The organism is Desulfobulbus propionicus DSM 2032 (assembly GCF_000186885.1).
GTDB classification, from domain to species: domain Bacteria; phylum Desulfobacterota; class Desulfobulbia; order Desulfobulbales; family Desulfobulbaceae; genus Desulfobulbus; species Desulfobulbus propionicus.
In genome coordinates, this window is record NC_014972.1 from 3,589,309 (window position 1) to 3,608,827 (window position 19,519).

Below are 19,519 nucleotides of genomic sequence, written 5' to 3' on the forward strand. Positions count from 1 at the left end.
ATGAACAGAGATGGGTATGACCTGAAGGTGTTGCATGGCTCCTCGCACACGGGTTCGGTGGTGGAGTCAACAACGGGGAGAAGGGGGCCACGGCCTGCGGTTGGTGGGCGGGCAAAAAAAAATCCCGGATCGAATACAATAAATTCGATCCGGGATAGCCCTATTTATCCGCAGAAATATATCAGATTACCGGGTACGCCGCCGTCCACGCAGTCGTCTCCAAACATCCATTCAGGCAGGTCTTCTGACTTCCGGCTCATCCTACTAACTGCGTCTTCCCAACCCTTCTAGGGTCAGTGACTTTGGTGCAGCGTTCGTCCCCGGTCACAGCGGCGGGCCCGTCCCCGATTTACGCGGGGTTCCCTCTTGCGTTCTTGCGAACACCTGAATGTGCAATGCATAAAACAGATACACCGGGCAAAGTCAAGATAATTACATGACAAAGCCTTTAATAAAATAAAATAATTGCGGTTTTTTTCAGCAACATTCCTCGCATCTACCCTAATCACGCCACACCAGGCATGAACATCCACGACACAAATACCGAACAGATGATGTACAGATATTGATACAATTTATCTTTTTGGCAAACGCGCACAAAGAGTACAATGCAATTTTTTATCACCAGCAATGATCAACAACAACTCCGACTTCCAACCATTCTGAAATTGCAGTCAAAAGCTCCGTGCTCTTCTTTTTACAAATGGGCCATGGCCACCTTGAGCTGCGCAATCCACATGTCGACAATGGCATCAACCTCACCCAGACCCTTCATCACCGGCACGCTCTCGATGCCGGCTTTGGCGAGCTGACTTTTCCAGGAGTCGGGCTCGTCGCCGGCCATGTCGTTCATAGCATGGTCGCCAGCTACGGTCATAAAGGGAATGAGATAGGCTTTTTTGATCTTCTTGGCCATCAGCATGTCACGGATCTCTTCAAAAGTTGGGTGGCCTTCAACGGTGCCAACATAGAGGTTGGCATCCATCTGCTGCGCCTTATACATCAGGGCGCTGTACATGGCATCCGTGGGATGATGGGTGCCGTGGCCCATGAACACCACTGCCTCACCCGCCTTGCGCTCCTTGGGCACGACCTTCGTGGTGATGATCTTTAGTGCCTGCTCCATGGTCTCGTCGCTGATCAGCAGCGGCAGGGAGACTTTCACCTGCTCGATGCCGCCGACCATCTGACCAAAAAGGCGGGCATTGGCATTGATCTCATGGAACTCGGCACCGGGGATCATGTGTAATGACTGCACCGCCACCTTGGTGTAGCCTTCGTCCATCAACCGGGCCAGGGCCATCTCCGGGGAGTCGATCTGCTTGCCCTCTTCTTTGGCCAGCTTTTTGCGGATGATGTTCGAAGTATAGGCCCAGCGCACCTCGGTGCCGGGGAAGGCTGCCTTGACTCGCTTCTCGATATTGGTAAACGAGGCCTGGGCCTTTTCCACACTGGTGCCGAAGGTCACCAGGAGGATGGCGATTTTATCCTCTTTTTTCTTACCGTGCTCCATGGCCTTGGCGGTTGCGGCCTGGAAACAGACCGCAACCAAAGCGGCAACGGCTACGGCCATCATTTGTTGTACCAGTCGTTGAATGTGCATGTTCATTTTCTCCTTTTCATTGATATAGTCGATGCATCCGTACGTGCCTTGCTCGCTGTACGGCCGCATCATGGGTTGAGTTGGCTTATCCTTCCAGTTTGAAGGTGATGGTCTGTTCCACCAGGGCTTTGACGGCCACGCCGCCTTTGGTGCCTGGTCGAAATCGCCAACCGGAGATACATCGCAATACGGCTTGCTCAAACACTCCTTCTGGATCGGCGTCCAACACAGCGACCTTGTCCACTTGCCCCTGCTCATCGACCACGAATTTGACCTTGATCCAGCCCTCGATGTTACGGCGCTTGGCGGCTGGAGGATAGACTGGTGGAGCCTTTGCAACCGCAGCCAATGGGCCATCAAGCTGACCGACAGTATAGATGCCGCCCCCACCCCCACGTGCGCTTTCTCCCTGGGCGGAGCTCGCGGAGGGAGTTGCCGCCGAGGCCGCAGCGGCACTTACATTACTCGTCGACACCGAGGATGTCGTGCCTTGAGGTTGCATTTGCGGCGAACTGGCGGCCACCGGGACTGTCTCCACAGGTGTTTTTTGTTCTTCAACAGGTTTCTTTTTACCACAGGTGGTGGCGACTTTTTCGCCACCGGCTTGGGCATGTTTTTCTTCTTGACCGGGGCAGGCGCTTTCGAGGCCGGAGGCGAAGCAGGAACAGCTTGCGGTGGTCCAGCCTCTGGAGGACCTGATGCCTGCAGAATGGAAAAGTCCAAAGCCACCGGTAGGCGTACCGGCGGGGTGTGCTGACTGATGGTCACGGCTGCGAGAAAAAACATCGCATGTACGAGCAGGGAAAACTGGGTAGCTTTGATTTGTCGGGTCATAGCTGCTGTTCGGTTTGCAAACTTAAGGTTGTAAAACCAAGACGTTTGAGTGCCTCATACACATCGACAAATAACTGGAGGGGAATATCCTTATCTGCACGGAGAATGATTGGAGTGAGCCGATCCGCATCGGCCAGAGTGGCTTCTAATCCCTCTAAAGGTATTTCCATCGAGTCAACCCAGAGCTTGCCCTCCTTGTTGACGACAAGGGTGCGCGGATGGATCGCGGCCAGTTCTTCGCTGGCCTCGGCCTTGGGCAGTTCGACCTTAATGCCGCCGGTGGCGATAAAGGTGGAGGTGGTGAGGACGATGGTTAGCAGCACCAGCATTACATCCACCAACGGGATGACATTGAGATAATCAAACTCCTTTTCGTCCATGGCAGATATCCCATTGCATCAGCAGCACCTTGCAGCGGCGCAGCAGCAGGTTGTAGAGAGTGACCGCTGGGATGGCCACCAGCAGTCCCAAAGCCGTGGCTTTCAGCGCCAGGGCTAGGCCGGTCATGATTTTGGTGGTGTCGAAACCAGCCGCGCCGATGTCGTAAAAGGTGAGCATGATGCCCAGTACCGTGCCCAGCAGGCCGATATAGGGGGCGTTGGCGCCGATGGTGGCAATCAGGTGCAACTTATGGGAGAGGTGCAACTCCAGCACCTTCCGATCCGCGTACTGCTCGACACGCACTGCGCGATACACCAGCCAGCGTTCCATCGCCAGGGCCAGGGCTACCACACTCATGAAGAGCAGCAATCCAAGAATCCCATAATCAATCAAATTGTGAAGATATTCCATGAGACTCCTCCCACGATGAAAGCAAAAAAAACAACGGGTTCGACAAAACAGAATCACCAACGTAAGAGCAACGGCCTTGGGCTTGCGCCTGAAAGCCACGCTCAATCGGTGGAGGGAACAGAGAGGAAAAGAAGAGATGAAGGTTCCTTTGCATAACTACTACTCACTTGTAAAAGGAGGTAGAACGACGGCAAAGGAGCACCTGACACCGTGGCCAGCATAGAGCAAAAAAAAATCCCGGATCGAATACAAAAAATTCGATCCGGGATAGCCCTATTTATCCGCAGAAATATATCAGGTACCGGGGTACGCCGCCGTCCACGCAGTCGTCTCCAAACATCCATTCAGGCAGGTCTTCTGGCTTCCGGCTCATCCTACTGACTGCGTCTTCCCGACCTTTTCTCAAGGTCAGTGACTTAAGGTGCAGCGTTCGTCCCCGGTCACAGCGGCGGGCCCGTCCCCGAATCGCACGGGGTTCCCTCTTGTGTTCTTGCGAACACCTGAATGCTGGAAGGATAGAAACTATAGCTCCTAAAATGTCAAGAAAATATTTTTCTATCCATCCTATTGGCCATCTCGATAATAGTAAAATGTGTAATATGGGTATAAGATCGCAACAAATTGCAATAGCGACATTTTTCACGATTACTTGACACTGCTACACAACCACGTCGTGAGACGTGTCGAAATCTTTCCCTGCAACGCCTTCTACTTTTTTCGCTTGACTTTCACTGCAAACCGTCTAAACACAGCCCATTCTCAGGCGCTCGCAAGAGCTTAATAGGGAACTCCGTGTGAATCGGAGACAGGCCCGCTGCTGTATTCGGGGACGACCGCTGCATTTTGAGTCACTGACCTTGTTGTCGGGAAGACGCAGCCAGTAGGATGATCCGTGAGTCAGAAGACCTGCCTTGAGAATTGAGCGAATGCTTCGTGGACGGAGGCGCGCTCGCACCATATCCACGGATAAAAAAGGGACATCCCGGATCGAATACTTTGAGTTTTCGATCCGGGATTTTTTTTTGCCGAACCCACCTATGAAAGTGCAGGTGTCACGCAGGAGGATGGTATGCAACGATGTTTCGCTGTTCTGATCGCTTTCCTGTTCGTTGTTTTTACATCCCCCCAGGCATCTGCGGTGGCCGCCACGACTGAAGACGCCGCCATTACTGCCAGCAGCTGGCTCACGCTCGTCGATGGTGGCTATTACGTGCAGAGTTGGCAAACTGCCTCCCGATTTTTTCGTTCTGCCATTGCCGAGGCCACCTGGGCCGCCTCCCTGCAAGCAGCACGTTCGCCCTTGGGCAGCCTGGTCCGCCGCGAACAACGCGCAAGCCAACTGGCGACCAGCCTACCCGGCGCACCTGACGGCGAGTATTGCATCCTCAGTTTTGCCACCGAATTGACCAACAAAAAAACCGCCGTCGAAACCCTGACCATGATGCGTGAAGCAGACGGTCAATGGCGGGTTGCCGGCTACTTCATCAAGTAGACAGCTCAATCTTTCCAGGAGAACGCCATGCGCCCCCTTGCTTTGTTCACCCATGTCCTGCTTGTGCTGCTGTTGTGTGCAGTTGCGGTCTGCGACACCCAGGCTGGCCAATATCCGCATGCCTTCAAGGATAGCCTCGGCCGCGAGGTATCCCTGACCAGCCCGCCGCAGCGAGTGGTCTGCCTGCTCAGCTCGGTGACCGATCTGCTCTTTGAGCTGGATCGCACTGAGTTCCTGGTGGGGTTGAGCCGCCAGGACTTGCTCAATCACAGCGCCTTGCGGGTACCGAGCATGGGCAGCTTTTTCCAGCCCGATCTGGCAGCGATCTCGAACGCCAAACCGGATCTGATCATTGCCTCCACCTCGCAGCAGGCCATGCTGCAGCCGTGGTTGGATGATCCGCAGCAGCACACCAAGGTGCTCTTTTTCCGGGAAGGCTCGCTTGAGGAAGGCTTTGCCCGCATGGCCCAGATCGGTACCCTGGTGGAACGCGAACAACAGGCGCAGGCCATCATCAATCGCAACCGCGAGCAGATCGGGCTGGTGCAGGCCCGTCTCAAACAGATGCCGCCGGAGCAGCGCAAACGGGTGGCTCGGGTGGTGGCCGGAAATGATGGTATCTCATGCCCCGGCGATGATTCCTTCCAAAACGAGATGATCGCCGCTGCCGGTGGCATCGCGCCGCAATGGGCCAAGAACGGTGGTTTTGTGGAGGTGGATGTAACCAGCTGGCAGGCCTTTAACCCGCAAATGATTTACGGCTGCGATCGCAACATGGAGGCGGTCCACAAGATGCTTGCCCAAGAAGGGTGGAAAGAGGTCGAAGCGGTGCGCAACCGGGCCATCACCCAGCTGCCCTGCTCCATCGCCTGCCAGGTGACGCCCCATGTGGGGGCCGCAGTGCAGTGGCTGGCAGCCTCCTTCTATCCGGAACTGATGGCCGATGTCGCCAAGGCGGTCAGCAACAATACGGTGCAAGGCGAGCGGCCACTCAACCTTGATCTGCCCTATGTGGCCTCCGCCAAAGTGGTCAATCACCGGGTCAACGATGCCGACTTCAAATCCCTGGTGCTCCGCTTCACCACCCCCCAGACGGTACTCTCCACCACCGAAGGCAATGCGCAGGCCGTGCAGGCGGTGGGCAATACCTCCGTGCCCATGCATGCCAGCCTTGGCCACATGGCCTTTGGTGTCGAGCAGGTACGCAAGGATGTGGCCGCCAACCTCGGCTATACGCCGGCCACCTACACCGGCATGATGACCGGCGCCGACATGGACAACCTCTCAATGCAGGTGCGGCGCGAGGGTGATCTGGAGGCCGTAGCCCTGGTGACCGCCGGAACGCGCGGTAACGCTCAACGGATGTCAAAGGATGTTGGCTATGCCCACGCCTCGGGCACCATCAACATCCTCCTGCTCACCAACCGCACACTCGCATCCGAGGCCATGGCCCGGGTCATCATCACCGCCACCGAGGCCAAGACCGCCGCTCTCTTGGATCTCGATATCCGCAGCACCGCACTGCCCTGGCCCTACCCGGCCACCGGCACCGGTACGGACTCGATGATCGTGGTCCAGGGTGAAGGCCCCTTGGTCCGTTACACCGGCGGCCACGCCAAGATCGGCGAGTTGATCGCCAAGGCGGTCCACGCCGGGGTGACCGAGGCTCTCATCGGCCAAAACGGCATCAAGGCCGGACGAAACGTCTTGCAACGACTCGATGAACGCAAACTGAGTTTGGAGCGACTGGTGCAACTCTACCCCTCCACCCTGCCGCCCCAGGAACTGGAACGCAGGCTGGAGCGAGCCCTGGAGGAGCCGGCCATTGCCGGCTTCATCGAAACCGCCCTGGCCATCAGCGATGCGTCTGGCAGCGGCCAGATTGCCAATTTGACCGCCTTTGAGCGGATGTGTTCCGCCATGAGCGAGCAGCTGACCGGCACCACCACCCTTGTCCCGGCAACTATCAACACCCCGGATCTCCTGCCACCGGTCATGGCCAGGGTCTTTGGCCTGCTGGTGGCCGGGTTGAGCACAGGTCCTACCACTTCCAAGGAGTCCCAACCATGAACCGCCTTTGTCTGCTCGTGCTGCTCCTGCTCGGTTGGGTGCAGTCGGCCCCGGCAATGCCCACCGCCAAGGTGGCTATCCTCGAAATCGATATCAACGGCTATCAGTTGCAGCAGGCTATTGGAGCCCTTGAACTGCCGCCCGCCATCGAAACCCGATTCTTCACCCTGGAGGACCTGGAGCACGATCCTCGTGCCAAGGACTTTGTGCGCGAATCCTCGGTGGTCTTGGTCAACGTCATGGCCAACCAACTGGCCAGCTACATGATCGATCAACAACTGCTGACCGGCCGCGCGGTCTATGGCCTCAACCAGGCCAGCAACCCCGAAGAACTCACCAAGAAAGGTTTTGTGTTTGACCGCGAAATCATGGCCTATTACCGCCACATGAGCCTGGCCAATATGGTCAACCTGGTACGACTGGCCGCACACCGCCACATCGACCAGGCCATCAGCTATCAACCGGTCGAGATCCTGCCCGAAATCTGCCTCCATCATCCCGATGCACCGCGCACCTTCACCACGGTTGCTGACTACCTCGCCTGGGACCGGCAGCGGCCGGGATACCAGGCCGACCGGCCCCGGGTGGCCATCCTCGAATACAACAACAGCCTCAAGGTGGGCCAGGTGGAGGCGGTGGACAAACTCATCCGCCGCCTGGAGGCTGGTGGCCTTGCCGTACTGCCCTGCTTCGGGTCGCTGCAGCAAACCCTGACCCAATACCTCCAGCCCATTGACGGCAAGCCGCCGGTGGATCTGGTGCTGGCCTTTACCCTCAAGTTCGCCTCAGCTCTCAACGAGGAGGTTCGGATTGCCCTGGAGCGGCTGAATGTACCACTGTTCAACGTCATCTCCACCTATGCCGAGACCGTGGATGAGTGGCGGCAGAGCCCTGTGGGGATCAGTCCGATGGCCTCTGCCTGGGCCGTGGCTACGCCCGAGTTTTCCGGCGCCATTGAGCCGACGGTGCTGCTGGGCAAGCAGCAACTGGTCGATCCGCTCAGTGGCCGCAAGCTCTATGTGAGCGAGACCGTGGATGAAGCGATCGATTTTCTCATCCCCCGGCTGCACAACTGGGCCGCCCTGCAACGCATGGCCAACCCCGACAAAAAGGTGGCTATCCTCTACTACAACCACAGTCAAGGTAAGCAGAACATCGCCGCCGCCTACCTCAACGTCTTCCGCAGCCTGCAAACCATCCTTGCCCGCATGCAGGCCGAGGGCTACCGCATCGACAAGCCCGAACGACTGAACGAGGAACAGATTCAACAACTGGTGCTGGCCAGCGGCCGCAACATCGGCTCCTGGGCGCCGGGCGAACTCGACAACCTGCTGGCCTCCGGCGGGGTGGAGCAGGTGAGCATCGAGGAGTACACCACCTGGTTTGAACGGTTGCCCGGAGCCTTCAAAAAACCGGTGATCGCCCAATGGGGCCAGCCCAAGGACTGCGCCATCATGACCAGAGACGGAAAGCTGGTCTTCCCCATGGTCAAGCTGGGCAACGTGGTGCTGCTGCCGGAACCGGCGCGCGGTTGGTCCGATGATCCGATGAAGCTCTACCACGATACCACCCTCTACCCGCACCACCAGTACATTGCCGCCTATTTGTGGCTCAAGGAAAAATTCCACGCCGACGCCATGATCCACCTCGGCACCCATGCCACCTACGAATGGCTGCCGGGCAAGCAAGCCGGGCTGGCGCCCTCGGACCCGCCGGAGATCATGGTCGGTACCATCCCTAACATCTACCCCTACATCGTTGACGATGTCGGCGAGGGGGTGCAGGCCAAGCGGCGCGGCCGGGGGGTAATCGTCGACCACCTCACCCCGCCGATGAAGGAGGCCGACCTGCACCATGAATACAAGCAGCTGGGTGATCTCTTCAAGCAGTATGAGACGGCCCGCACCGTTGGCAGCGAAACCGTGCCTGAGTATCGGAACAAGATCGGCCAACTGGTGGAGAAGATGGGCATTGCCAAGGATCTGCGCCTGACCACCATGGATGAGGCAGCCATGGAAAAAATCCATCTCTACCTCCACGAGATCGACGACAACTCGCTGCCCTTTGGCCTGCACACCTTTGGCAAGGCCTACGCCGAGGATGCCACCGCCTCGACCATTGAGCTCATTCAAAAGCAAAATCCCCAGGCCGATGACGACAAGATTCGCAAGGACCTGGAGGGCTCGCCCCTGCGGGAGATGAACAACCTCATCCGCGGCTTGAACGGCGAATATGTGCCGCCGGGCGAGGGCAACGATCCGCTGCGCAACCTGGCCGCCATCCCCACGGGCAAGAACTTTTACGGATTTTCCCCGGCCAAGGTGCCATCCAAGGCGGCCTGGGCCGTGGGCAAACGTGCTGCCGAGGAGATGATCCGCGCCAAACAGGAGAAGGAGGGCCACTATCCGGAAAAGGTGGGCGTGGTGCTCTGGGCCACCGAGACCACTCGCAACGAGGGGGTGCATGAGGCGACCATCCTCTGGTTGATGGGGGTGGAGCCGGTTTGGGATGCAAGCGACCGGGTCACCGGCAGTCGGGTGGTGCCCGGCCGGGAACTGGGACGGCCGCGCATCGACGTGCTGATCAATCCCTCCGGCTTGTATCGCGACATGTATCCGGAAAAGCTGTTGTTCCTCGACGAGGCGGTGCAGCAGGCCCTGGCCCAGACCGATATTGAAAACTTCCTCGCCCGCAACCAGGTGACGATCAAAAAAGCCCTGCTGGCCAAGGGCATGAGTGAGCAGGAGGCCGATGAGCAGTCGCGCTTTCGCATCTTCACCGAAGCGGTCGGTTCCTATGGCAACGGGGTCGAGGAGATGGCCGGCGCCTCCGGGCTCTGGGATTCGGATGAGTCGATAAGCAACATCTACCTCAACCGGGTGCAGTTCGCCGTCGGCCGGGGCAAGTGGGCCGTGCCGGTGAAGGAGACCTTCACCGAGAACCTGCGCGGTGTGGACACCGCTGTGCATTCTCGTTCCAGCAATGTCATCGGCATCATCGATACCGACGATTTCTTCATGTACCTGGGCGGCATGTCGCTGGCGGTGAAGAATGTGCGCGGTCAGGCCCCGGACACCCTGGTCACCATGCACCGCAAGAAGGATGAGCTGGGAGTGGAGGACGTGGCCAAGACCATCGGCATGGAGATGCGCACCCGCTACCTCAACCCCCAGTGGATCGAGGGCATGAAGCGCGAGAATTACGGCGGCGCTCGGCAGATGGCCGACTTTGCCGAAAATCTCTGGGGCTGGCAGGTAACGGTGCGTGACGCGGTCGGCGCCGACAAGTGGCAGCAGATTTTCGAGGTCTACGTGGAGGATAAGTACGGCCAGGGCTTGGCCGAATTTTTCGATAAGCACAACCCCTGGGCCTACCAGTCGATGACCGCACGTATGCTGGAGGCGGTGCGAAAGGGCTACTGGCAGGCGGACGAACAGGTGACCAAAAAACTGGCCGCCGAGTATGCCACCAACGTCATCCAGCGCGGCGTGGCCTGCTGCGATCATACCTGCAACAACCCCATGCTCAACCAGATGGTGGTCAACCTCATCTCCATGCCCGGCGTGCTCAGCCCGCAGATGGTGGAACAGTTCAAACTGGCCATCGAGCAGATGGCCAAGAAAAGTTTAGAGCAGCAGACCGCCGAACGGGCGGAACTGATCACCAGATTGAACGAGGTTCCGGCCGGGGAGCAAAAGCAGCAGGCGACCGAACCGCCACCGCAGCAACAGCCTGAGCAGACGAAGTCCAACCAGGAGATGCAACAACCCGAGCCGGTGCCGGAGAAGGAGGCCAAGGCGACCGAAGACGGCAAGGCCCCGGAAAACGTCCAGGGCTACAAGATGGAGGAGATTAAAACCAAGGATGAATCCACCGAGCTGAGTTCCTCGGGTATCCAATGGGCGGCGAGTCTGTTTGTGCTGGTGGTGCTGGCGCTGTTTGTGTGGGGCTCGCGGCGGAGATGGTGAGGTGGTCACTGCAAAGGAGCGATGACACCGGGGTGGTTCGTGCTTGGGGAAAGAATACCCAGCTCCCGGTCATTTCGACCAAAGGGAGAAATCTCTGTACTCCGGCATCACAGCGGTGGGCAGGCATACTGCCGCCTGCGCCACCCTACGAGATCGATCATGCACGTTTTGATCGTTCCCATACTGGAGCGTAGAAAACAAACCCTGATTTCTGCGCCTCTGCGGGAGAACAAAAATGATCACCATACAGAGTTCAACAGCCTTGTTTTGCAACCCTAGAAAAGGAGAACCACAATGCTCTACAAATCGCTGATTCTAGGTGTGCTCTTCAGTATCGGTATCTTTGCCGGCAAAAGCGGCATTGGCCTGGCCTATCTGCTTGGGCGCACGCCATCCTGGCGAGGCAAGGCCCTGCGTCTGCTTGGTTTTGCCCTGCTCTACGCCCTGGTGTTCGCATTGGCGGCCTGGGGCCTGCGCCTCCTTGATCCCCTGGCGCACCTGGGGACTATCCAGCGTTTCCTGCAGTCCGGAATGCAGGCGCACCTATTGATGGCCGGGGTGATGATTGCCTGGGGGCTGGCCTTGCTGCGCAAACCCCATCAGCACGGCAGCGCCAGTCGCGGCTGGCTGCTTTTGACCCTGCCCTGTCCGGTCTGCGCCACGGTGATCGTCTTCAGCCTCGCCTTTGGCCTGTCACTCTTTCCCGACCACTTTTCCCAGGTGGCCGGCGGTCTCTACCTGGCCTTTCTTGTTATCAGCCTGATGGTGATGGGCTTGATGCTGGGGTTGGGTAAAATGACCGCGCAGTCTGCGGAAACCCTGCTCGGCGGGGCCATGGTGCTGCTCGGTACCTACTTCCTGCTCTCCATGGCCATCCTCCCCCAATTCACCGATGTCGATGCGATCTACCGCATGGCCCATCACCAGGTTCCCGGTCAACAGCAGGATCTGCGTGCCCTGCTGCCGCTGGTAGTCCTCACTTTATCAACCTTTCTGGCCGGTTTTGGCCGTACCCACCAAAAAATACGGAGTTCGCACTAATGGATATCGGCGCCCTGCTGCAAACCTTCATCTACCTGGTTTCCTCCTCCCTGCTCTACCCGGTATTGCTGGCACTCAGCCTGCTGGTGCTGGTGGTCATCGTCCAGGCCGGTGGTTTCTTTGCCGAGTGGCTGGAACGGGCACGGCTCAAACCCTGCCCTTCCCAGAACCTGCCCCGGCTCTTGCAAACCGGCCAGGCCCAGGGGATGATCTCGCACCGGGTCAACCACTACTTAAAGATCCTCACCGAGATCCGCGACCAGCCGGGAAATCATGGTATCGCCGTGGAAAACCTGCTGCAATCCACCACCCTGGAGTTGTGGAAATCCATGGACCGGCTGCGCATCCTGGTGCGCACCGGCCCGTCGCTTGGCCTACTCGGCACCCTCATCCCCATGGGCACCGGCCTGGCCTCCCTGGGTCAGGGCGACATGACCAAGCTCAGTTCAGATCTGGTCATCGCCTTCACCACCACCGTGGTCGGCATGGCGGTGGGTACGGTGGCCTTCTGTTTCTACACCCTGCGCCGCCGTTGGCTGGAAGAGGATATCAAAAACATGGAACTGGCCACCGAACTGCTGCTCAATGGGCCGGTGGAGCACTGAGATGCACTACTTCCGCCCGCGCAGAACGAGCAAATCCCGCAAGGGTTTCAGCGACCCGGCCTTCCGTGACGACGATCCCATGACCGGAGTGGCCAACCTCTTTGACATTGGCCTGGTGTTCATTGTCGGCCTGCTACTGACCCTGTTCAACGCCTACCGGCTCCAGGATCTGTTCGACAGCAAATCGGAGATGACCATCATGAAACAGCAGGCCTCGGGCGAGATGGAGATCATCGTCAAGAAAGGCACCGAAATCAAGGCCTCGCGTGTCACCCAAGAGGCGGCCCAGGGCAAGGGGAACCGGCTTGGTGTGGCGTATCGGCTGGAAGACGGTTCCATGGTCTATGTGCCGGATACCTCCCAACCTGCCCTAACCAACCCAGGAGTGAAACCATGACCGTTTCCTTGCTTACCTCGCCAAGGCTGTTTGCAGTTGCCGCATGCTGCTGCCTCCCCTGCGCGGCATTCGTGTTTCCGCACACTGTCCAGGCGGCCCACGAACAGGCCACCAGCCATGGCACGGAGGCCACCACCTTGGAAACCGTGGTGGTCACTGCCGACCGGCTCAGTGAATTCGCCGAGCAGAACCCTGCCATGGTTGAGGTACTGGGACGCAAGGAGATGAGTCGGCGCAACCTGCTCAGTGTGGAGGAGGCGCTGGGCACCATGGCCGGGGTGGAGGTCAAGCAGTCCATGGGCGTGGGCTCGCGCATCTCCATCCGGGGCTCGGGAAAATCCGGCGGTGTCCTGGTGCTGTTGAACGGCCGGCCGCTGAACAGCAACCAGTTTGGCAGCGTCGATTTGGCGGGTATCCCGGTGGAAACCATCGAATCGATCACCGTGTTCAAGCCGCCGGTACCGGTCTGGTTGGGCAGCGGCGCCAGCGAGGGGGCGATCAGTATCGCCACCAAGGGGATCACCAGTAAAAAAGAGGCGGACAAGGGCCCGGCCAGCAAGCTACGGGTTGCCGGCGGTTCCTACGGCACCTTCGAGTCCAGTGCCAGCCACCAGATGCGCCTCGCATCAGGGGCCACGGCCATGGGCTCGGCCACTGGCAAGCACCGCGACGGCAAACGCAGCAACAGCGACCTCGATAGCGGCAGCTTGCTGGTGCATTGGGACGACGAATTGGAAGAGAACCGCAAGCTGGAGTTCAACGGCCGCTTCTTCACCTCGGAGTCGGGATCACCGGGGCCGCTGGATAACCCCACCCCGGATGCGCGCCAGTCCTACGACAAGGCTTCCTTTGACAGCCGACTCAGTGGTCTGGCTGGCGACAGCGGCGATTACGCGCTCAATCTCTATGGGGATACCATCCGCGTTGAAGATAAGAGCCAGACTGGTCTGGTCTCAACGCTTGACGACGACAAGGTGGGGTTGAAAGGGGAATACAACTGGAACGATGCAGCCGACCAATGGGCCCTGCGCACCAGCACCATCCTTGAACATGATGATCTTGATCACACCCTCTCCGGCAGCCACCAGCGAAGTACCGCCGGGATTGGCGTGCAGACGGATCGCAAATGGCAGGACTGGACCCTCACCGCCGGCGCACGCGGCGACGAGGTTTCCGACTTTGGCTTTAATCCGGCTGTCTCCGGTGGCATCCATCATGTGCTTGGCGTGGGTTGGTCATTCAAGGCCAATCTTGGCCACAGCGTCAACATTCCCACCTTTGGCCAGCTTTATCAACCCAGCCACGGCAGCATTGACCAAACCCGGGGCAACCCTGATCTGGACAAGGAAAAAATCCTCGCCGCCGATGCCGGTGTGGAATACAGCCCGAGTAAAATCGCCTCGCTGCGTTTGAGTATTTTCCGCAGCGACACCGACGACCCCATCCTTTACCAACGCGATTCCACCACGCACATCTACAGTCCAATCAACGGTGACAAAGCCTGGCGACAGGGAGTGGAGGCCGGAGGAAAATACACGGTGAATCCGCGACTCAGCTTGGAGGCTAATCTCATTCTTCAGGATTCCGAGGTCGAGGGGACCGGTGCAGAGTTGACCTACACTCCCCACCTTACTTCCAAGCTCACCGTACAAAGCACTGTGCCAACCAGTGAAACCCGCCTGGAAACGACCTTGCGTTATTGCGGCAAACAATACAGCGAGATGAGTAACCTGGAATCGCAAAGATTAGACGAGTATGTAACGGTGGACGGCAAACTAACGCAACCCTTCAAGCTCATGGGCACGAACGCGGAATGGTTCGTCAATGTGGAAAATCTCTTCGATACCGGCTATTCCATTCACTACGGCTATCCGGATGAGGGTATCCGCTTGCTCACTGGCCTCAATCTGCGGTTTTGACATCTACGATGACGAGGTATGGCGCCAATTGGTGTTTTACCTCGTCGAAGTCTTCGAAGTGTCTCCGTCACCGGTCCTCCCGCCCATCTCTTCTTTGAAGCACATCCTCCATGCCGTTTCATTGGCAGCGGCACAGTATCCTTGGGGGCACTGTTAATTTATGTCGTGAAAAACAGTATTACTTTTTCAATATTCGTGTTAACTGTGACTGGTAAATTCATACTCTCCCAGGAACAGCATGCACGCAAAACAGTTCACGATTCGTGTTGAATGCCCACAATGTGCGGATGGATATATCGGTCACATGACAGCCGATGAAATCTTACAACGAACACTCAACGGGGGATGCAGTCTTGCCTGTCCTCTTTGCGGTAGAATCCATCTCAGCAGAGAGGAAATCGAACAACTCGAACAGGAAAAAATCGTTTATACAGAACGTTATCGACAGATTCGCATGCAAGCCGAGTCAATATCGTTCGATGAAAATATCACGAAGGTCTAATTATGATCATTGTCACCGGAGGATTAGGTTTTATCGGCAGCAACATCATCCACGCCTTGAACGCCCGTGGCGTAACCGACATCATTGTTGTTGACGATTTCACGGACGGCACCAAATTTACCAACGTCTCTGATGCCCAGGTGGCTGATTATTTCGACAAAGACGAGTTCTTGACCCGTGTGCAGCAAGGGCAGTGCTTCAACGGAAAGGTGGATGCGCTGCTCCACCAGGGAGCCTGTTCCGCCACTACGGAGTGGAACGGCAAGCTGGTGATGGAAAACAACTTCACCTATTCCAAGGAACTGTTTCACTACGCTGACCAACACCGCATACCTTTCATATATGCCTCAAGTGCTTCGGTGTATGGTAATGGTACGACCTTCATCGAAGATCCACGATTCGAACGACCGATTAACGTCTATGCGTACTCCAAGACTTTGTTTGATCAGTATGTTCGCCGTCATGTTGTTTCTGGTCAAAGCCAGGTTGTCGGTCTCCGGTATTTTAATGTGTACGGGCCACGCGAACAGCATAAGGGAGGCATGGCCAGCGTGGCATTTCACCTGCGCAATCAACTGCTTTCGAAAAAGGTTGTTCACCTTTTTGAAGGATCGGATGGTTACGGCCCCGGTGAACAGCGCCGCGATTTTATCCATGTGGAGGATGCAGTTGATGTCATCCTCTGGTTTTTGGAGTATCCGGCAATATCCGGCATTTTCAATGTCGGCACCGGAAAAAGTCAGAGTTTCAACGAGGTGGCCCAGGCAGTACTAACGGCTTTTGGGTACGGTGAGTTGCAATATATTCCTTTCCCGGAACACCTCAAAGGTCGTTACCAGAGTTTTACCGAGGCCGATATCACCCGCCTGCGAGAAGCAGGATATAATCGGGCATTTCGTTCCGTAGAATCGGGGGTTCTCGACTATATGGAATGGCTGGGACAAGGCGAGCCTATCTTCGCCCGGGGGGCGGTTGCCACGCTATGAGAGGATTGGATACTGTGGTGGTTTTGAACCGCCCGGTGCAACGTGACCGTGCATCGGGCGTTTTTTTAAAATCGAGGAAAAAGAGGCAAACAGCTCCGAAGACCGGCTCTTCCAAAGAATCCAAGTAAAGCCGCGTCATTTCAAACCACGGATTTTCTCTTACCAAATCGCATTGTTGAAAAAAATAAAGTTCATTGCAGATGGAGACTTTCCTGGAGAGCGCCAACAGTTAGATTCTCTTTAAATTCAATCCGCTGAACGTCTGCCACCTATCGTTGCAACGTGAATATTCTTTCAGTCGTCCCCTGAAACGCCCCCTGTTTCCCCCCTCAACTAACCCCAAAACGATGTCACGCTGCAGGTGCGATGTCATCACCCCTGAAAAAAGAAGAGAGACCGATTGGAACGGTCGCCTTTTCCATTTTAATCTGGGAGATGATCATCCATGCAGTCCATCATTCTGTCTTTAGCCAGCCGATACGCTCTTTCCACCGCCGAAGTCATCCAGGAAATTGAATCTGCCTTTGCTCGCCAGCTCTCCCAGTGGTACCGCCAGGAGGTCATGGTTTTTCTTCGAGAAGGAATGCAACTGGAGGTTGTGACCTACGGTCCGAGAAACGGCCTTCCTGTGCAACACATTCTCGATCTTCCCGCTGTCCTTTCCCGCAATCAATTCACAACCATTCTGGAAAACCACCTGGCCATGGCCGCAGTCATCAAACAGGTCCGCTTGCTCAAGGGGTTTGAGCGGCGACTGCTCTGGGGCGAAGTTGTCCGCAACAGAGCCGGCGACCATCTCCTGGTTGAAACCGAGATCATCCCGGACGAACCGATTATCGCCATCTGTCCCGTCAACCGGATCGGCCTGCATGAACGCCATACTGGCCGTTTTCAGCCTGGCCAACGCCGGGCCTTCCACCTGCGCCGAATCGAACCGGTGCTGGTGAACGGTACCCCTCGCACCAAAGTCATCCTTGACCGGGTCTCCAAGACTCTGACCGAGAATCTGCTCAGGTATTATCTGGGTGATGCGGCTCATCGGTTTCATTTCCGCTGCCTGACTCGCTACGTCGGCCACAAGAGCGTTGTCCTAACCACAAGAAGGCTGCCGCATCAGGTGATCATCGCCGTGGACCGGGAACTCCAGGAACGGATCGAGGTCCGGATCGTCAAGGCCTTGCCATGAAGTCACCAGAATCGACGGAACCGAAAGCCCCTTGGACCCATATCGGACAAGGCGTGCATCTCGATCATCCGCAAACGGTCATGGAACTGGGTGTGCCCGACAGTCACCGTAAGGGTCATTTCTGGTGCTTTGGCACCACCCGGGTCGGCAAGACCCGGATCATGGAACACATCATCGAGCAGGATATCTGCAAGGGGTATTCGGTGGTGGCCATTGATCCTAAGGGCGATATCGATCTGTTCTCCAAGATCACCCAACTGGCCCATGAGACCGACCGGCTCGACGACCTGATGCTGATCACCCCGATCTTTCCCCAGTACAGTGCTATCCTCGATCCTTTGTCGTCCTACTACATGCCCGAGGAACTGGTGGCCCATATTACCGCCGGGGTAGCCATCGGCCGTGAACCCTATTTCTTCGGGGTGGCCTACGAGGTCAGCCTGGTAGTGGTCCAGGCGCTCATTATGCTGGCCGAGCAGGCCGGGCATAAGCCCTCGTTCAACCTCAACGACATCAAGAACCACATCAGCCATCAGGACCTGGAGCAGCTCAAAGAGAAGATCGATTACATTGACAGCCCGGAGGCCAAACAGCTCTCCCTGGATATCCAGAAAATTCTCTCTACGCCGGCGGACTACTACTCCAAGGTGGCCAGCTCCTTGCGGGTGGCGCTCACCGAGTTGACCTCGGGCAATGTCGGCAAGATCATCGGCAAGGCTGACGAGAACCGTTTCATCCAACGGCTGGAAGAAGGCAAGGGCATCATCCTGGTGGTGCAATTGGGCTTGTTGTTGACCAAGCGGGCGGCCTATACCGCCGGCAAGGTGATCATCTCCATGATCCAGGCCTTTGTCGGCCGGGTCTATTCCTCAGGCAGGAATGTGACCCCCTCTTTAGTGCTCCATATCGACGAGGCCCAGTCGGTCCTCTACCAAGGGATCGAGGACCTCTTTGCCAAGGCCGGCGGCGCCGGGGTGTTCATCCACGGTTATCCTTGATTTTGCACCGGGAGAGGCCGCACAGGTTGATTTCGGCGCTGGTCCCAAATTGATCGATCTCCACACCGGCGAGATTCGATCGACCTGGTTTTTCATCATGACGCTGTGTTACTCCCGGCACCAGTATGCCGAGATCGTCTGGAACCAGAAGGTCGCCACCTGGCTGGCCTGCCACCGCCGGGCCTTCGAGTGGTTTGGCGGCGTTCCGGAAAAACTGATCATCGACAACGCCAAATGCGCCATTACCCGGGCCTGCGCCAAGGATCCAGAGGTGCAGCGCTCCTATGGTGAACTCGCTCTGGGCTACGGCTTCCGCATATCGCCCTGTCCGCCGCACGATCCGCAGAAAAAAGGGCGGGTCGAGGCAGGGGTCAAGTATGTCAAGCATGCCTTTATGCCCCTGAGACAGTTTCGCGATCTGACCGACGCCAACCGCCAGTTGGTCCAATGGGTCATGCATGAGGCCGGCATCCGCATCCATGGCACCACGCGCCGGCCGCCGGTGGAGCTTTTTGACGAGACCGAAAAAGCCCTGCTCCAACCCCTGCCGGACATGCCGGTGCAGGAGGCGGTGTGGGTCAAGGTCAAGGTGCACGGCAACGGACATGTCGCCTACGAGAAAAACCTTTACTCCGTACCCTTTCAGCGTATCCGCCAGACCCTCTGGCTCAAGGCCACCGACACCACCATCCAGGTCTTTCACAACCACGAGATGGTGGCTGTGCATCCGCGCCTACACGGGGCCGGGCGCCACTCCACCCTGGATAATCACATGCCTCCCGATGCCCTGGCCTACAAGCTCCGTGATCCCCAGTGGTGTTTGCGCCAGGCGGAAACGATTGGTTCCGCTTGCCTGCAACTCATCAACCAGCTCTTTGCGCACCGGGTCCTTGATCATCTCCGCGCCGCCCAAGGGGTGATCCGTCTGGCGGAGCGCTATGGCAACCAACGGCTCGAAGCCGCCTGTGCACGGGCTTTACTCTTTGACTCGCCCCGGTATCGCACCGTCAAAACCATCCTGGAAAATGACCAGGAACAGGCCGCAGGGCTGCACGATGCTCCGCTGCCCGCCATCTACAGCGGCAACTCCCGATTCCAACGCAACACCACCGATCTGATCCAGTGA

Annotated in this window: 15 protein-coding genes, 1 pseudogene and 3 riboswitches; of the genes and pseudogenes, 12 read left to right on the plus strand and 4 right to left on the minus strand. The window is 57.4% G+C overall.

The genetic code is table 11. The features are described 5' to 3' along the window. Window positions 1-217: 217 nt before the first annotated feature. Window positions 218-403: riboswitch (cobalamin riboswitch) on the minus strand. 294 nt (window positions 404-697) lie between these two features. The 4 genes from DESPR_RS15635 to exbB form a co-directional block, all read right to left on the minus strand. After that, window positions 698-1,603 carry a sirohydrochlorin cobaltochelatase gene (locus tag DESPR_RS15635; protein ID WP_245529465.1) on the minus strand — a complete coding sequence of 302 codons (906 nt, stop codon included), beginning with the start codon at window positions 1,601-1,603 and terminating at the stop codon, window positions 698-700. Between the two features lie 85 nt (window positions 1,604-1,688). Beyond that, window positions 1,689-1,952 carry an energy transducer TonB gene (locus DESPR_RS18625; protein WP_052302143.1) on the minus strand — a complete coding sequence of 88 codons (264 nt, stop codon included), beginning with the start codon at window positions 1,950-1,952 and terminating at the stop codon, window positions 1,689-1,691. A gap of 481 nt (window positions 1,953-2,433) precedes the next feature. After that, window positions 2,434-2,817 carry an ExbD/TolR family protein gene (locus DESPR_RS15645; protein WP_015725776.1) on the minus strand — a complete coding sequence of 128 codons (384 nt, stop codon included), beginning with the start codon at window positions 2,815-2,817 and terminating at the stop codon, window positions 2,434-2,436. Beyond that, window positions 2,798-3,229 (minus strand): TonB-system energizer ExbB, encoded by a 432-nt coding sequence (gene exbB, locus DESPR_RS15650; protein ID WP_015725777.1) that lies wholly within the window; start codon window positions 3,227-3,229, stop codon window positions 2,798-2,800. Before exbB ends, DESPR_RS15645 begins: the two co-directional genes overlap by 20 nt. Window positions 3,230-3,559: 330 nt before the next feature. Next, window positions 3,560-3,748: riboswitch (cobalamin riboswitch) on the minus strand. Between the two features lie 226 nt (window positions 3,749-3,974). Beyond that, a riboswitch (cobalamin riboswitch) is annotated at window positions 3,975-4,157 on the plus strand. 141 nt (window positions 4,158-4,298) lie between these two features. Here exbB and DESPR_RS15655 point away from each other — a divergent pair. From DESPR_RS15655 to istA, 12 genes and pseudogenes are all read left to right on the plus strand, one after another. Next, window positions 4,299-4,721 (plus strand): DUF4019 domain-containing protein, encoded by a 423-nt coding sequence (locus tag DESPR_RS15655; RefSeq protein WP_015725778.1) that lies wholly within the window; start codon window positions 4,299-4,301, stop codon window positions 4,719-4,721. A gap of 27 nt (window positions 4,722-4,748) precedes the next feature. Continuing rightward, window positions 4,749-6,791 (plus strand): adenosylcobinamide amidohydrolase, encoded by a 2,043-nt coding sequence (locus DESPR_RS17555; protein ID WP_015725779.1) that lies wholly within the window; start codon window positions 4,749-4,751, stop codon window positions 6,789-6,791. Next, window positions 6,788-10,759 (plus strand): cobaltochelatase subunit CobN, encoded by a 3,972-nt coding sequence (locus DESPR_RS15665; RefSeq protein ID WP_015725780.1) that lies wholly within the window; start codon window positions 6,788-6,790, stop codon window positions 10,757-10,759. Before DESPR_RS17555 ends, DESPR_RS15665 begins: the two co-directional genes overlap by 4 nt. A 294-nt stretch (window positions 10,760-11,053) precedes the next feature. Next, window positions 11,054-11,800 carry a DUF2162 family putative transporter gene (locus DESPR_RS15670; RefSeq protein ID WP_015725781.1) on the plus strand — a complete coding sequence of 249 codons (747 nt, stop codon included), beginning with the start codon at window positions 11,054-11,056 and terminating at the stop codon, window positions 11,798-11,800. Then, entirely contained in the window at window positions 11,800-12,405 is a 606-nt protein-coding gene (locus DESPR_RS15675; RefSeq protein ID WP_015725782.1) for a MotA/TolQ/ExbB proton channel family protein, read from the plus strand. Before DESPR_RS15670 ends, DESPR_RS15675 begins: the two co-directional genes overlap by 1 nt. Window position 12,406: 1 nt before the next feature. Continuing rightward, window positions 12,407-12,802 (plus strand): DUF2149 domain-containing protein, encoded by a 396-nt coding sequence (locus DESPR_RS15680; RefSeq protein WP_015725783.1) that lies wholly within the window; start codon window positions 12,407-12,409, stop codon window positions 12,800-12,802. Further along, complete coding sequence (locus tag DESPR_RS15685; protein WP_015725784.1) at window positions 12,799-14,721, plus strand: TonB-dependent receptor plug domain-containing protein; 1,923 nt, start codon at window positions 12,799-12,801, stop codon at window positions 14,719-14,721. The genes DESPR_RS15680 and DESPR_RS15685 overlap by 4 nt, the downstream gene beginning before the upstream one ends. Before the next feature lie 238 nt (window positions 14,722-14,959). Next, a complete protein-coding gene (locus DESPR_RS15690) occupies window positions 14,960-15,223 on the plus strand; it encodes a hypothetical protein (RefSeq protein WP_015725785.1) in 264 nt (87 codons plus the stop codon). A 2-nt stretch (window positions 15,224-15,225) separates the two neighbouring features. Then, on the plus strand, window positions 15,226-16,209 hold the full coding sequence (gene rfaD, locus DESPR_RS15695) for an ADP-glyceromanno-heptose 6-epimerase (protein ID WP_015725786.1): 984 nt from the start codon (window positions 15,226-15,228) through the stop codon (window positions 16,207-16,209). A gap of 445 nt (window positions 16,210-16,654) precedes the next feature. Beyond that, on the plus strand, window positions 16,655-17,395 hold the full coding sequence (locus DESPR_RS15700; RefSeq protein ID WP_015725787.1) for a hypothetical protein: 741 nt from the start codon (window positions 16,655-16,657) through the stop codon (window positions 17,393-17,395). Further along, entirely contained in the window at window positions 17,392-18,393 is a 1,002-nt protein-coding gene (locus tag DESPR_RS15705) for a type IV secretory system conjugative DNA transfer family protein (protein WP_245529466.1), read from the plus strand. Before DESPR_RS15700 ends, DESPR_RS15705 begins: the two co-directional genes overlap by 4 nt. Next, window positions 18,314-19,519 (plus strand): annotated as a pseudogene (istA, locus tag DESPR_RS18705) (IS21 family transposase); the annotation flags it as partial. The gene DESPR_RS15705 and the pseudogene istA, both read left to right, overlap by 80 nt.

Excerpts from the sequence above, each read along its gene's own strand:
- exbB (WP_015725777.1), bottom strand. The coding sequence starts at position 3,229 with ATGGAATATCTTCACAATTTGATTGATTATGGGATTCTTGGATTGCTG.
- rfaD (WP_015725786.1), top strand. The coding sequence starts at position 15,226 with ATGATCATTGTCACCGGAGGATTAGGTTTTATCGGCAGCAACATCATC.
- DESPR_RS15635 (WP_245529465.1), bottom strand. The coding sequence starts at position 1,603 with ATGCACATTCAACGACTGGTACAACAAATGATGGCCGTAGCCGTTGCC.
- DESPR_RS15645 (WP_015725776.1), bottom strand. The coding sequence starts at position 2,817 with ATGGACGAAAAGGAGTTTGATTATCTCAATGTCATCCCGTTGGTGGAT.
- DESPR_RS15655 (WP_015725778.1), top strand. The coding sequence starts at position 4,299 with ATGCAACGATGTTTCGCTGTTCTGATCGCTTTCCTGTTCGTTGTTTTT.
- DESPR_RS17555 (WP_015725779.1), top strand. The coding sequence starts at position 4,749 with ATGCGCCCCCTTGCTTTGTTCACCCATGTCCTGCTTGTGCTGCTGTTG.
- DESPR_RS15685 (WP_015725784.1), top strand. The coding sequence starts at position 12,799 with ATGACCGTTTCCTTGCTTACCTCGCCAAGGCTGTTTGCAGTTGCCGCA.
- DESPR_RS15665 (WP_015725780.1), top strand. The coding sequence starts at position 6,788 with ATGAACCGCCTTTGTCTGCTCGTGCTGCTCCTGCTCGGTTGGGTGCAG.
- DESPR_RS15705 (WP_245529466.1), top strand. The coding sequence starts at position 17,392 with ATGAAGTCACCAGAATCGACGGAACCGAAAGCCCCTTGGACCCATATC.
- DESPR_RS15700 (WP_015725787.1), top strand. The coding sequence starts at position 16,655 with ATGCAGTCCATCATTCTGTCTTTAGCCAGCCGATACGCTCTTTCCACC.
- DESPR_RS15670 (WP_015725781.1), top strand. The coding sequence starts at position 11,054 with ATGCTCTACAAATCGCTGATTCTAGGTGTGCTCTTCAGTATCGGTATC.
- DESPR_RS15680 (WP_015725783.1), top strand. The coding sequence starts at position 12,407 with ATGCACTACTTCCGCCCGCGCAGAACGAGCAAATCCCGCAAGGGTTTC.
- DESPR_RS15675 (WP_015725782.1), top strand. The coding sequence starts at position 11,800 with ATGGATATCGGCGCCCTGCTGCAAACCTTCATCTACCTGGTTTCCTCC.
- DESPR_RS15690 (WP_015725785.1), top strand. The coding sequence starts at position 14,960 with ATGCACGCAAAACAGTTCACGATTCGTGTTGAATGCCCACAATGTGCG.